Source organism: Microbacterium pasadenense, assembly GCF_047246565.1.
Taxonomy (GTDB): Bacteria; Actinomycetota; Actinomycetes; order Actinomycetales; family Microbacteriaceae; genus Microbacterium.
Genome location: NZ_JBFOKN010000001.1, coordinates 1,068,041 through 1,081,334, shown reverse-complemented (window position 1 = coordinate 1,081,334; position 13,294 = coordinate 1,068,041). Strand labels below are relative to the sequence as shown.

At 72.4% G+C, this 13,294-nt stretch carries 12 protein-coding genes and 1 tRNA gene; 6 read left to right on the top strand and 7 right to left on the bottom strand.

The features are described 5' to 3' along the window. The first annotated feature begins 6 nt into the window (after window positions 1-6). Window positions 7-80 (top strand) — tRNA-Pro (locus tag AB3M83_RS05155). A 73-nt stretch (window positions 81-153) separates the two neighbouring features. Beyond that, window positions 154-918 carry an HAD-IIB family hydrolase gene (locus AB3M83_RS05150; protein WP_412945653.1) on the top strand — a complete coding sequence of 255 codons (765 nt, stop codon included), beginning with the start codon at window positions 154-156 and terminating at the stop codon, window positions 916-918. 16 nt (window positions 919-934) lie between these two features. On the opposite strand, the gene AB3M83_RS05145 is transcribed toward AB3M83_RS05150, so the two are convergent. The 4 genes from AB3M83_RS05145 to sigJ all read right to left on the bottom strand — a co-directional run bounded on the left by AB3M83_RS05145 (window position 935) and on the right by sigJ (window position 5,274). Beyond that, on the bottom strand, window positions 935-1,573 hold the full coding sequence (locus AB3M83_RS05145; RefSeq protein WP_412945651.1) for a thymidine kinase: 639 nt from the start codon (window positions 1,571-1,573) through the stop codon (window positions 935-937). A 17-nt stretch (window positions 1,574-1,590) separates the two neighbouring features. Then, the gene (locus AB3M83_RS05140; RefSeq protein ID WP_412945650.1) at window positions 1,591-3,099 is read right to left on the bottom strand and encodes a malate:quinone oxidoreductase; all 1,509 of its coding nucleotides are present in this window, start codon (window positions 3,097-3,099) and stop codon (window positions 1,591-1,593) included. A 4-nt stretch (window positions 3,100-3,103) separates the two neighbouring features. After that, a complete protein-coding gene (locus AB3M83_RS05135; RefSeq protein ID WP_412945648.1) occupies window positions 3,104-4,174 on the bottom strand; it encodes an aspartate-semialdehyde dehydrogenase in 1,071 nt (356 codons plus the stop codon). A 161-nt stretch (window positions 4,175-4,335) separates the two neighbouring features. Continuing rightward, window positions 4,336-5,274, bottom strand: coding sequence for an RNA polymerase sigma factor SigJ (gene sigJ, locus AB3M83_RS05130; RefSeq protein ID WP_412945647.1), 939 nt, complete (start codon window positions 5,272-5,274; stop codon window positions 4,336-4,338). 62 nt (window positions 5,275-5,336) lie between these two features. Here sigJ and AB3M83_RS05125 point away from each other — a divergent pair, with 62 nt between their 5' ends. Further along, window positions 5,337-6,086 carry an SDR family oxidoreductase gene (locus tag AB3M83_RS05125; RefSeq protein WP_412945645.1) on the top strand — a complete coding sequence of 250 codons (750 nt, stop codon included), beginning with the start codon at window positions 5,337-5,339 and terminating at the stop codon, window positions 6,084-6,086. Window positions 6,087-6,104: 18 nt separating this feature from the next. Here AB3M83_RS05125 and AB3M83_RS05120 read toward each other — a convergent pair whose 3' ends face one another. Continuing rightward, window positions 6,105-7,391: an aspartate kinase gene (locus AB3M83_RS05120; protein ID WP_412945643.1), complete on the bottom strand. Its 1,287-nt coding sequence runs from the start codon at window positions 7,389-7,391 to the stop codon at window positions 6,105-6,107. A 129-nt stretch (window positions 7,392-7,520) separates the two neighbouring features. Between AB3M83_RS05120 and AB3M83_RS05115 the strand changes: the two genes are divergently transcribed. Both AB3M83_RS05115 and AB3M83_RS05110 read left to right on the top strand, forming a co-directional pair. Further along, entirely contained in the window at window positions 7,521-8,912 is a 1,392-nt protein-coding gene (locus AB3M83_RS05115) for a threonine/serine exporter family protein (RefSeq protein WP_412945641.1), read from the top strand. Window positions 8,913-8,933: 21 nt separating this feature from the next. Then, entirely contained in the window at window positions 8,934-9,332 is a 399-nt protein-coding gene (locus tag AB3M83_RS05110) for a DMP19 family protein (RefSeq protein WP_412945639.1), read from the top strand. A gap of 9 nt (window positions 9,333-9,341) precedes the next feature. On the opposite strand, the gene recR is transcribed toward AB3M83_RS05110, so the two are convergent. Then, complete coding sequence (gene recR, locus AB3M83_RS05105) at window positions 9,342-9,935, bottom strand: recombination mediator RecR (protein WP_412945637.1); 594 nt, start codon at window positions 9,933-9,935, stop codon at window positions 9,342-9,344. Between the two features lie 3 nt (window positions 9,936-9,938). After that, entirely contained in the window at window positions 9,939-12,086 is a 2,148-nt protein-coding gene (locus tag AB3M83_RS05100; protein WP_412945635.1) for a DNA polymerase III subunit gamma and tau, read from the bottom strand. Window positions 12,087-12,177: 91 nt separating this feature from the next. Here AB3M83_RS05100 and AB3M83_RS05095 point away from each other — a divergent pair, with 91 nt between their 5' ends. Beyond that, window positions 12,178-13,281, top strand: a complete 1,104-nt coding sequence (locus AB3M83_RS05095; protein ID WP_412945634.1) for an FAD-dependent oxidoreductase — start codon at window positions 12,178-12,180, stop codon at window positions 13,279-13,281. Window positions 13,282-13,294: the final 13 nt, after the last annotated feature.

Genomic DNA, 13,294 nt, shown 5'->3' with positions numbered 1-13,294 from the left:
TTGCCACGGGGTGTGGCGCAGCTTGGTAGCGCGCGTCGTTCGGGACGACGAGGCCGCAGGTTCAAATCCTGTCACCCCGACAGCACGGAGGCTCCGCCGAGGAATCGGCGGGGCCTTTCGTCTACCTCCCGACGCCCCGGAATGGAGCCGCACATGACCCCTCCCCGCCTCGTCGCCTTCGATCTCGACGACACGCTCGCGCCCTCGAAGAGCGCGATCGACCCGCGGATCGGCGAACTGCTCCTCACCCTCGCGGGCCGCGTCCAGGTCGCGATCATCTCCGGGGGCCAGCTGCAGCAGTTCCGCAGCCAGGTCGTCGACCGGCTGCCCGAGACGACCCCCGGCATCCTCGCGAGCTTCCACCTCATGCCCACGTGCGGCACGCAGTACTACCGCCTGTCGGCGGAGGGCGTCGAGACGATCTACGCGCACGCGCTGACCGACGACGAGAAGTCGCGCGCTCTCGCCGCCGTCGAAGAGGAGGCGAAGCGCCTCGGCCTGTGGGAGAGCGAGACCTGGGGCGACATCCTCGAGGACCGTGGCTCGCAGATCACGTTCTCCGCCCTCGGCCAGTCGGCCCCCCTCGACGCGAAGACCGCATGGGATCCGACCGGCGAGAAGAAGAACGCCCTCCGTGACGCCGTCGCCGCGCGCATCCCCGACCTGGAGGTCCGCTCCGGCGGCTCCACGTCGGTCGACATCACCCACCGCGGTATCGACAAGGCGTACGGCATGCGCCGGCTGGCCGAGCAGACCGGCATCCCCCTGGACGACATGCTCTTCGTGGGCGACCGCCTCGACGAACACGGCAACGACTACCCCGTGCTCGCACTGGGCGTGGAATGCCAGGCCGTCGAGGGCTGGGAGGACACCGCGGCGTTCCTCGAGCAGCTCATCCCGACGCTGCCCGCCGCCTGACCGGTCCCGTCGCGCCTCAGCGCAGGCGGCCCTCGGACTCCCGCAGGTAGCACCGCGCGCACATGGACTCGTAGGTGACCCGGTCGGCCGACAGCTCGTCGATGGCCACCTGGTCGCCGTCGAACACGAAGCGCCCGCCGACGAGCCGCGCGTTGAAGAGCGCCTTGCTGCCGCAGCGGCAGATGGTCTTGAGCTCCTCGAGGCTGTGCGCGAGCTCCATGAGCCGTGCCGACCCCGGGAACGCGCGCGTCTGGAAATCGGTGCGGATGCCGTAGGCGAGCACCGGGATGCCGTCGACGACCGCGATCCGCAGCAGGTCGTCGACCTGTGCCGGCGTGAGGAACTGCGCCTCGTCCACCAGCAGGCAGGCCACGTCCGTGCGCCCCTCCGGGATGAGCGCCGCCGCCGCGCTCTGCTGCGCGCGACGCCGCTCGGCCGCGAAGAGCTCGCGCGCGTCGTCGCCCGGGCCGATGAGGAAGTCGACCGGCCGCGCGACGCCGAGCCGGCTCGAGACCTGGTCGGCGCCCTTCGTGTCGATCTCGGGCTTGGCCAGCAGGACGTGCTGGCCGCGCTCCTCGTAGTTGTAGGCGGCCTGCAGCAGGGCGGTCGACTTCCCGGAGTTCATCGCGCCATAGCGGAAGTACAGTTTGGCCACGCGCTGCGCTCCGCGGATCAGGCGTTGATCTGCAGGACGGATGCCGTCCGCTGCACGACCTGCTCGGCCTTGGCCGGGTCGGTGTTCAGCGTCTCGCCGTACGTCGGGATCAGCTCCTTGAGCGTCGGCTCCCACGTCGCGATGCGATCGGGGAAGCAGGTCCTCAGCAGTCCGAGCATGATCGACGCACCCGTCGACGCACCCGGGGACGCTCCGAGGAGCCCGGCGATGCTGCCGTCGGCGGAGCTGACGACCTCGGTGCCGAACTGCAGCACGCCGCCCTTCTTGGGGTCCTTCTTCATGACCTGCGCCCGCTGGCCGGCCTGGAGCAGCTCCCAGTCCTCGTCCCGCGCACTGGGCATGAAGTCGCGCAGCGCGTCGACCTTCTTGCCGTGGTCCTTCAGCAGCTCGCTGACGAGGTACTTGATGAGGCCGGGGTTGTCGATCGCGACCTTGAGCATGGGCCAGAGGTTGCTCGGGCGCACCTGCGCGATGATGTCGGTCACCCGTCCCTGCTTGAGGAACTTCGGGCTGAACGTCGCGAACGGGCCGAACATCAGCGAGGCCTCGCCGTCGACGACGCGCGTGTCGAGGTGGGGCACCGACATGGGCGGAGCGCCGACGGATGCCTGCGAGTACACCTTCGCCTTGTGCTGCGCGACGAGTTCTGCCTTCGTCGTCTTCAGCCACTGTCCGCCGATCGGGAAGACGCCGTAGCCCTTGATCTCGGGGATGCGGGAGCGCTGCAGCAGCTTGATCGCCCACCCGCCGGCGCCGACGAACACGAACCTGGCGTTCACCGAACCGGGCGTGTGCCCCAGCGAGTTGCGGTACGACACCTTCCACGTGCCGTCCTTCTGCTTCCGGAGCTTGCGCACCTCGCGGTTGACGACGACCTCCGCGCCCTGTTCGGAGAGATGCGCGAACATCTGGCGCGTGAGCGCGCCGAAGTCGACGTCGGTGCCGGCGGGGACGCGGGTGGCCGCGAACGGCTCGCCCTTCAGCCGCTTGTGCATGAGCAGCGGCGCCCACTGGTTGATGACGCGCGAGTCCTCGGAGTACTCGATGCCCGCGAAGAGCGGCTGGTCCCGGAGCGTCTCGTAGCGCTTCTTCAGGAAGGCGACATCCTTCTCGCCGCGCACGAACGTCATGTGCGGCGTCGGGTTGACGAAGGTCGACGGCTCGTCCAGCACGCCCCGCTCCACGAGCGAGGTCCACAGCTGGCGGGACTGCTGGAACTGCTCGTTGATGCCGATGGCCTTGATCGGGTCGATCCGGCCGTCGCCGTCCTCGGGCGTGTAGTTCAGCTCGCAGAGCGCCGCGTGACCGGTGCCGGCGTTGTTCCACGCGTTCGAGGACTCCTGCGCGACATCGGACAGCCGCTCGAACACGGCGATCTTCCAGTCCGGCTCGAGCTGCTTCAGGAGGGTGCCCAGGGTGGCGCTCATGATTCCGCCGCCGATGAGCACGGCATCGTACGTCTCAGTCACGATCAACCAGTCTACGTCGCCGCGGAGCCGCGGCATCCGCTCAGACGCGTGCGCCGAGACGCTGTGCGACGAGCTCCGCGATCTGCACGGCGTTCAGCGCTGCGCCCTTGCGCAGGTTGTCGTTGCTGACGAAGAGGACCAGGCCCTTGCCCTCGGGGGCGGACTGGTCCGCCCGGATCCGCCCGACGAAGCTCGGGTCGGCGCCGGCGGCCGCCAGCGGCGTGGGCACGTCGGAGAGCTCGACGCCGGGCGCGGCCGCGAGGATCTCCCGCGCAAGGGCGGGGGTGAGATCGCGCGCGAACTCCGCGTGGATCGACAGCGAGTGACCGGTGAAGACAGGGACGCGGACGCACGTGCCGGCGACGCGGAGGTCCGGGAGCTCGAGGATCTTCCGGCTCTCGTTGCGGAGCTTCTTCTCCTCATCGGTCTCGTTGTCGCCGTCGTCGACGAGGTTTCCGGCGAACGGGATGACGTCGAAGGCGATGGGCGCGACGTACTTCTGGGGCGCCGGGAAGTCGACGGCGCTGCCGTCGTGGACGAGGTCGAGGGTGTTCCCCTGGGCGACGACGGCCTCTACCTGATCGAGCAGCTCCTGCGCCCCGGCGAGACCCGACCCGGAGACGGCCTGGTAGGTGCTGACGGTGAGGCGGACGAGGCCGGCCTCCGCGTCCAGCGGCTTCAGGACGGGCATCGCCGCCATCGTCGTGCAGTTGGGGTTCGCGATGATGCCCTTGGGCAGGTTCTCGATCGCGTGCGGGTTGACCTCGCTCACGACGAGCGGGACCTCGGGGTCCATCCGCCACGCGCTCGAGTTGTCGATGACGACCGCGCCGGCCTCGGCGAAGCGCGGGGCGTGTGCGCGGGAGCCCGTCGCGCCGGCGGAGAAGAGCGCGATGTCGATGCCGGCCGGGTCGGCTGTCGCCACGTCCTCCACGACGATCTCGTGACCGTCGAAGTCGACGGTCGTGCCCGCGGACCGCGACGTGGCGAGCAGGCGCAGCGCGCCGATCGGGAACGCCCGCTCGGCGAGGATCTGGCGCATCACGGTGCCGACCTGGCCGGTGGCGCCCACGATGGCGACGGAGGGTCCGGAAGCGGAGATGACGGTCATGGCGTTTCCTTGCGGCGAGGTGGTGCGGCGGCACCGGGCGGCGCCGATCCGGCACCGGGGAGCGGGATTGCCGCGATTCTACCGGCCCGCCGTGCGCCGGAACCCTCGTGAGACGGCGCATGACCGACGATCCGCGTCGGCATCCTGCCACCCTGCGACGGTCAGCGCCACGCTCCGAGCTTCTCGGGGTTCCGCATGATCCAGACATCCGTCACGCGGTCGCCGTCGGTGCCGAGGGTGACGACCGCGGAGACGGCACCACCCTGCCGGATGACGATGCTGAGCCCGTCACCGGTCTCGACCTGCCCGTAGGCCGCGTCCGGCGCCTTCCGGGCGAGTCCGAGGAGGAACCGCGCGACGGCGTCCGCGCCCGCGACGGGCCGGCGGGCCGCCGAGACCCGGCCGCCGCCGTCGGAGCGGAGCGTGACGTCGGGCGCGAGCACCTGCACGAGGGCGGCGATCTCGCCCGTCGCCGTCGCCGCGGCGAACGCCGCCACCAGCTCATCGTGACGTCGCCGGGTGACCTCGGCGCCGGGGCGCCGTCCCACGTGACGGCGAGCGGAGCTCGCGAGCTGCCGGCAGGCGGCCGGCGACCTGCCCGTGATCTCGGCGATCTCCGCGAACGGCACGGCGAACACGTCGTGGAGCACGAAGACGACCCGCTCGGCGGGCGTCAGCGTCTCGAGCACGAGCAGGAGCGCCGTCGAGACGGTGTCGGCGACGATCGCGCGCTCGAGCGGATCGTCGGGGACGGATGCCGGCAGACCGGACAGCGGGGTCGGCTCGGGCAGCCACTCCCCCACGTACTGCTCGCGTCGTGCCCGGGCGGAGCCGAGCATGTCGAGGCAGATCCGGCCGGTCGCCCGCATCAGCCAGGCCCCCGGTGCGGCGATCCCGGCACGCTGGTCCGGGTCGAGCCGGACCCAGCGCAGGTAGGCCTCCTGCACGGCATCGTCCGCGTCGGCCAGCGTCCCGAGCATGCGGAAGGCCGCTCCGCGCAGCGCGCCGCGGTGCGCGTCCAGGTCCGCCGCGACCGTCCCTGCTCCGTCCGAGCGATCGACCACGGCTCCCCTTCCCGCGCCGGCGACTGCGCGCGGCATCCACCTCACATTCTGGGGTGCTGCGTCGTCGGAACAGTGACGGTGTCGAGGAGAGGATCGGGATGAGGATCGCAGTCGCAGGCGGAACCGGAGCAGTGGGGCGGGAGATCGTGCAGCGGGCTCGCGCCCGCGGACACGACGTGTCGGTGATCGCGCGGTCAGCGGGAGTGGACCTCCGCACCGGGGCGGGACTGGACGCCGCGCTGGACGGGGTCGAGGCGGTCGTCGACGCGACCAACGTAGCGACGCTCCGGGCGGACGAGTCCGCGGAGTTCTTCCGCACCGCATCGTCGCACCTCCTCGCCGCCGCGGACCGGGCGGGCGTCCGGCACACCCTGCTCCTCTCGATCGTCGGCATCGACGAGAACCCGCACGGGTACAACGCCGGGAAGGTGGCTCAGGAAGCGGTCTACGCGGCGAGCGCGGCGCCCTGGTCGCTGGTGCGCGCCACGCAGTTCCACGAGTTCGCCGGTCAGATCGCCGGGCGGGCGCGACTCGGGCCGGTCCAGCTCGCGCCGAGAGCGCGCACGCAGCCGATCGCGGCAGCGGCGGTCGCCGACCACCTCGTCGGCATCATCGAGGGCCCGCCGGCAGGGCGGACGCGTGACATCGCCGGTCCTCGCGAGGAGCGGCTGGAGCGGATGATCGAAGCCTGGGTGCGCCGCAGCGGTCGCCGCGGTCCCGTCGTCCCCGTCAGCCTCCCGGGCGCGCAGATGCGCGGGATGCGCGCGGGCCTCGCCCTTCCCGGGCCGGGCGCCATCCGGCTCGGCCCGACGTTCGACGAGTGGCTGGGGGCCGTGCCGCGAGGCTGACGCCTGCTGCGGTCGGGGTCAGCGCCCCGTGCCGGCGTAGACGACGGCCTCGGTGTCGCCGTCGAGGCCGTACGCGCTGTGCACGATGCGCGCGGCATCCGCCAGCTCGTCGCCGCGCACGACGACGGAGATGCGGATCTCCGACGTCGAGATCATCTCGATGTTGACGTTGGCCGTCGACAGCGCCTCGAAGAGCGTCGCCGAGACGCCCGAGTGGGCGCGCATCCCCGCGCCCACGACCGACAGCTTGCCGATCTGGTCGTCGTGCACGATGCTCTCGAAGCCCACGTCGCCCTGCTCCGCCGCGAGGGCGCGGAGCGCGGCCGCGGCGTCGGTCTTCGGGAGCGTGAAGGAGATGTCCGTGCGCCCGGTGCCGGCGGCCGACACGTTCTGCACGATCATGTCCACGTTCGCGCCGGACTTCGCCACGATCTTGAAGATGTCGGCGGCCTTGCCGGGGACGTCCGGCACACCGACGACGGTGATCTTGGCCTGGCTGAGGTCGGTGGCGACGCCGGTGACGATGGGCTCTTCCATCTTTTCTCCCTCTTCTTGCGCCGGTGCGCTCATCCCGGGTCCGAGCACGTACGTGCCGACACCCGAGCTGAACGAGGACCGTGCGTGAATCATGACACCGTGACGGCGGGCGAACTCGACCGCGCGGATGTACAGCACCTTCGCGCCGTTGGCGGCGAGCTCGAGCATCTCCTCGCTCGTCACGGTGGCGAGCTTGCGCGCGTTGGGAACGACGCGGGGGTCGGCCGTGAACACGCCGTCGACGTCGCTGTAGATCTCGCAGACGTCCGCGCCCAATCCCGCGGCGAGCGCGACGGCGGTCGTGTCGGACCCGCCCCGGCCGAGCGTCGTGATGTCCTGCGTGTCGCGGTTGAAGCCCTGGAAGCCCGCGACGATGACGATGGCGCCCTCGTCGAGCGCGGAGCGCACCCGCGTCGGCGTGACGCCGACGATCCGGGCGGCGCCGTGCGTGGCATCCGTCTCCATCCCCGCCTGGAGCCCCGTGTAGGAGCGGGCCTCGAAGCCCATCGACTGGATGGCCATCGCCAGCAGCGCCATCGAGATGCGCTCGCCGCTCGAGAGCAGCATGTCCAGTTCGCGGGGGGACGCGATCGGCGCGACCTGCGCGGCGAGGTCCAGCAGGTTGTCGGTCGTGTCGCCCATCGCACTGACCGCGACGACCACTTCGTTGCCGCCGCGGCGGGCGTCGACGATGCGCTTCGCGACGCGCTTGATGCTCTCGGCGTCGGCGACGGACGACCCGCCGTACTTCTGGACGATCAGCGCCATGTGTCGGAACTCCGGGGAAGGTGCCGGCTGCGAGGCCGGGAGGCGGGAACTCACACCCTGGCCCCCATCTTAGGGATCCGCACCGGCGCCCTCAGCCATGTGACGGGCAGCCCTCGTTAGGCTTGTCGGATGCTCCGTCGACGACTCCTCCCGGCGCTGCAGGCGCTCGTGCGCACGACGGATCCGAACGCCCCGGTGACGGAGATGCTGCCCGTCCTGGACGACGCGTTCGCCGTGCGCGTCCTGGACCTCGCCATCCGCATGGGCGAGACGATGCTGGTGGCGGGGGCGCCCGCGAGCGACGTCACCTCGAGCATCGTCCGGGTCGCCGGCATGTACGGACTCGACCCCGTCCACGTCGACGTCACCTACAACTCGATCACCGTCGCGCACCACCGCAGCGGGGCCGAGCGTCCCGTCACCCTCATGCGCGTCGTGCGGGGGTCTGCGCCCGATCACGCCCGGCTGCAGCGGCTGCAGGCCCTTCTCGCCGACATCCGCGAGGGCCTCGGGCTGGAGGCCGCGACGACCCGTCTCCGCGGCATACGTCGGACGCCGTTCCGCTTCTCCGCCCCGGTCGTCGTCATCGCCCAGGCGCTCCTCGCCGTCGGCGTCGCCGTCATGTTCGGCGGCAACTGGCTGGTCATCTCGCTGTCCTTCTTCGCCGCGACGGCCGCCGCCGTGACCCAGTTCGGCCTCGGCAGGGCCCGGGTGCCGTTCTTCTTCAGCCAGATCGCCGGGGCGTTCGTGCTGACCGTCGTCGCGGCGGCGTCGCCCCTGCTGGCCCTGACGGGATGGGAGGCCGCGGCGGCGGTCCGGCCGTCGGTCGTCGTGGCCTCCGGGATCGTCCTGATGCTGGCGGGTCTCACGGTCGTCGGCGCGGCGCAGGACGCGATCGACGGGTTCGCGCTGACCGCGATGGGCCGTCTGCTGGAGCTCACGACCCACACCGTCGGCGTCGTCCTCGGCATCCTCGCCGGACTCGAGACGGCGCGCGTCATCGGCGTCGGGATGGCTCCCCCGGACGAGTCGCTGCCCCTCGGCCCCCTCCCCGCGCAGTTCCTCGGCGCCGCCCTCATCGCCGTGGCGGTGACCGTGTTCAACGGCGCCGGGATGCGCATCATCGTCGTCAGCGTGCTCCTCAGCGTCGTCGCGTGGCTCGGCTACACCGCGACGACGGCGGTCGGGTTCGACGCCGCGGCGGCCAGCGGGGCTGGCGCGTTCGCCGGCAGCTTCGTCGGGATCGTCGCGGCCTACCGGCTGCACGTCCCCTCTGTGGCGATCACGACCGCCGCGATCCTGCCGCTCGTGCCCGGAGCCGCCGTGTTCCGCGGCCTTCTGGGCATCGTCGAATCGGGCGACAGCCCCGCCACCCTGCTCACCGGGTTCAGCACGCTCGCGGGCGCCGGCACGGTCGGGATCGCGCTGGCGGTGGGCGCGTCGCTCGGCATCTACCTCGGCCAGCCGGTGCGGGCGTCGCTCTCCTCCGTGACCCGGTCGCGGGCGCGCGTGCGGGCCTGACCGCCGATCTAGGCTCGACGCATGGCATCTGCGACCGACGACCTCTGGAATCGCGCACTCGACGACGACTGGCCGGCGACCCGTCCCGGCGACCTCGCACTCCGGACCGTGCTGACCTTCGACGGCCTGGTCCGGAGCGGCGGCTTCTGGTACGCGGTCGAGGTGCACGCCGTCGACGAGGACTTCCCCATCGACGCCGTCGCGGACGGCTACCGCACGCTGGGACTGGAAGCCGTGGCATCCGCCGTCGAGCGCGCATACGAGGAGTACGAGCAGACCTCCGCGATCGGCGACGAGGATGCCTGGGCCGACGCGGAGGACCGCATCAACGAGGAGTACACCCTGGACGAGGACCACCTCACCGCCGCCCTCGAGCGCACGTATGCGCAGGAGCCCGAGGCGTTCGCGCCCCTCGGCTGACGGTGCCGGTCAGACCGTGCGGCGCCCTTCGAAGGCGCGTCCGAGGGTCACTTCGTCGGCGTACTCGAGGTCGCCGCCGACCGGGAGCCCGGAGGCGAGACGCGTGACGCGGATCTCGAGCGCGTGCAGCAGGCGGCTCAGGTAGGTCGCCGTCGCTTCGCCCTCCAGGTTGGGGTTCGTCGCGAGGATCACCTCGGTCACGGTGCCGTCGGCGAGCCGCTGCATGAGCTGGGCGATCCGGAGGTCGTCGGGACCGATGCCCGCGATGGGACTGATCGACCCGCCCAGGACGTGGTAGAGCCCGTGGAACTCCCGGGTGCGCTCGATCGCGGACACGTCCTTCGCGTCCTCCACGACGCAGATGAGCGTCCGGTCGCGACGCGGGTCGCGGCAGATGCTGCACCGGTCCTGCTCCGAGACGTTGCCGCAGATCTCGCAGAACCGCACCCGCTCGCGGAGCTGCGAGAGCAGCACGGAGAGGCGCGACACGTCGAACGTCGGCGTCTGCAGGATGTGGAACGCGATGCGCTGCGCCGATTTCGGGCCGATGCCGGGCAGGCGGCCGAACTCGTCGATCAGGTCTTGGACGATGCCGTCATACATGGATCAGTTGAACCTCGTCGGCGGGGTGTACGGCTCTTCTCTCACGAACTTCGCGCCGAGGAGCTGACGGACGGCTGCCTCGCCGACCCGTTCGATGCCTCCCGGCGCCCGTGCGGCGCGCGGCTCGGGCATCAGGCGCGCGGGCGCGACGCTCGGCGGAAGCGGCGCGTCGTCGTCGGGCGGCGGCGGGACGTCGTCGTCGTCATCGTCGTCGACGATCGGCTCGGACGCTCCGGCCGTCATCACGTCGCCCTCGCGCTGCACCGTCAGGGTGCGCACCGGCGACGAGGCGACGTCCTCGGGCTCGTCATCGACGGCGAACTGCGCAGCCGGCGGCTCGTCGGAGGGGATCGGCGCGACGGCCCACTCGGTCACCGGCGCGGACCGGGGCGCGGGTGCGCCGGCCGACGGCGCCGTGCCCCGTCCGGGCGCAGGCTCGGCCGTGCCGGAGCTCGCCCGCGAGGCACCACCGGTCGGACCCGCGGGCGGCGCCCCGCTCGGACCGGGGTCGTCGGGACCGTCCGGACCCACGCTCCCCGGGGGCGGCGGCGTGGGGTCCGCGTCGTGCCGGGTCAGGTACTTCACGCGGACGCCGAGCACCGACCGGATGGCGACGCGCAGGTCCTCGCTCGGCCCCTTGCCGGCGCTGAGCTTCTTGAACGACGGGATGTCGGAGTGGTTCTGGAACGACAGCGTCAGCACGTCGTCGTCGGTGTAGGCGACCGGACGCGAGGCGCTCGCGATCATCCACGACGTGCGGCTGATGTCCTCGAGGCGGCGCAGCACCTCGGGCCAGGCGTCCCGGACCTGCGCGAAGGTCACCGGGCCGGTCGGCACCGGCGGATCCGGGAGCGCCGTCTCGGCCGGTGACGGAGCGGCAACGGATGCCGGCGCCGCTGCCGGCACGACGGGAGCAGCGGGCACGTCCGCGGCCGGTGCCGCCGCGACCGGCGCGGGCTCGGCGGCGGGCGCCGGCGCCGCCGCGGGGGTGGGCACCGGTGCGGACGCCACCGGGGCCGGCGCGGCGACGGCGCCGAGCGCCGCCCCGCCGTCGGCACTGGCGAGCACGCGCGCGACCAGCAGCTCGAGCTGCAGACGCGGCGCGGTCGTGCCGGTCATGTCGTCGAGGGCGGTCACCACGAGGTCGGCGATCCGCGAGAGGCGGTCGGTCCCGAACGCGGCGGCCTGGCGTCCCATGCGTTCGAGCTCGTCCGCCGGCACCCCGCGCAGCACGGCGCTCGCGCCCGCGCCGGTCGCGGCGACGATGATCAGGTCGCGGAGCCGCTCGAGCAGGTCGTCGACGAAGCGACGCGGGTCCTGGCCCGTCTGCACCACGCGGTCGACCGCGCCGAAGGCGGCCGCCGCGTCGCGTGCGGCGAACGCATCGACGACCTCGTCGAGGAGCTCGGCGTGCGTGTAGCCGAGGAGCGAGACGGCGCGCTCGTAGCCCACGACGCCGTCGTCGGAACCGGCGATGAGCTGATCGAGGAGCGACAGCGTGTCGCGCGGCGACCCGCCGCCGGCACGGACGACGAGCGGCAGCACGCCCGGCTCGACCTGCACCCGCTCGGCGGCGCACAGCTGCTCGATGTACTCGAGCATCGCCGCGGGCGCCACCAGACGGAACGGGTAGTGGTGGGTCCGGGAGCGGATCGTCCCGATGACCTTCTCGGGCTCGGTCGTCGCGAAGATGAACTTGACGTGCGCGGGCGGCTCCTCGACGAGCTTCAGCAGGGCGTTGAAGCCCTGCGCCGTCACCATGTGCGCCTCGTCGAGGATGAAGATCTTGAACCGGTCGCGGGCGGGCGCGAACACGGCCCGCTCGCGGAGGTCGCGGGCGTCGTCGACACCGTTGTGCGATGCCGCGTCGATCTCGACGACATCGAGCGATCCGCCGCCGTCGCGGCTCAGCTCGACGCAGCTGTCGCACGTGCCGCACGGGGTGTCGGTCGGGCCCTGCGCGCAGTTGAGGCACCGCGCCAGGATGCGCGCCGACGTCGTCTTGCCGCAGCCGCGCGGACCGGAGAACAGGTAGGCGTGGCCCACCCGGTCGCTGCGGAGGGCGGTCATGAGCGGATCGGTGACCTGCGACTGTCCGATCATCTCGCCGAAGGTCTCCGGACGATAGCGGCGGTACAGGGCGGTGGTCACGCTTCCAGACTACGGCGTGGGACCGACACGCGTCGCTGCCTCCGCGGCACCCCGGGAACAGGTTCGCCCCCACCGGGCGTTGTCTCCCGCCGTGACCACCTCCCCCGTCGACGTCGCCGTGATCGGCGCGGGTCAGGCGGGCCTGTCCGCCGCCTACCACCTGCAGCGCCGCGGCTTCGTGCCGGCCCCGGCGGACGAGCCGGGCGTCGTCGTCCTCGACGCCGAGGACGGTCCCGGCGGAGCGTGGCAGCACCGGTGGGAGTCGCTCCGGATGGGGTCGGTGAACGGCATCCACGAGCTGCCGGGCCATCCCGTCCCGCCGGCCGATCCGGATGCTCCCAGCCGGGACGTCCTGCCGGCGTACTTCGCCGACTACGAGGAGCGCTTCGGGCTCGCCGTCCGGCGCCCGGTCCGGGTGCGCGCCGTCCGGCGCGCGGACGACGACCCCCGCGGCCGCCTGCTCGTCGAGGCCGAGACGCCGGCAGGCCCGCACACGTGGGCCGCCCGCCACGTCATCAACGCCACCGGCACCTGGCGACGGCCGTTCTGGCCGCACTACCCGGGTCAGGACACGTTCGCCGGAACGCAGCTGCACGTCCACGACTACGTCGACGCCGCCCGGTTCGCCGGTCGGCGGGTCGTGATCGTGGGCGCCGGGATCTCGGCCGTTCAGCTGCTGGACGAGATCTCCCGCGTCGCCGACACCTTCTGGGTGTCGCGCACCGAGCCGAGCTGGGATGCCGGCGAGTTCGACACCGCCGCGCGCATCGAGGCGATCGCGGGCGTCGAGGCGCGGGTGCGGCAGGGCCTCCCGCCGGGCAGTGTCATCTCGGTCACCGGCCAGCGCTGGACGCCGTGGGCGCAGGCGGCGAAGGACCGGGGCGTCCTGGTGTGGCATCCGATGTTCACCGCGATCGAACCGGACGGCGTCCGGATGCCCGACGGGTCGTTCCACCCGGCGGACGTCATCCTCTGGGCCACCGGCTTCCGCGCCGACATCGCCCACCTCGCGCCCCTCGGCCTCCGGACCCCGGCCGGCGGGATCCGCGTCGCCCGGACGCGCTCGCTCGATGAGCCGCGGCTGTTCCTGATCGGCTACGGCCCGTCGCAGTCGACCGTGGGTGCGAACCGCGCCGGGCGCGACGCCGCGCGCGCGATCGTCGCCGAGCGCCGGGACCCGGCCCGCACCCGGTGATCGCTCGCGCGGC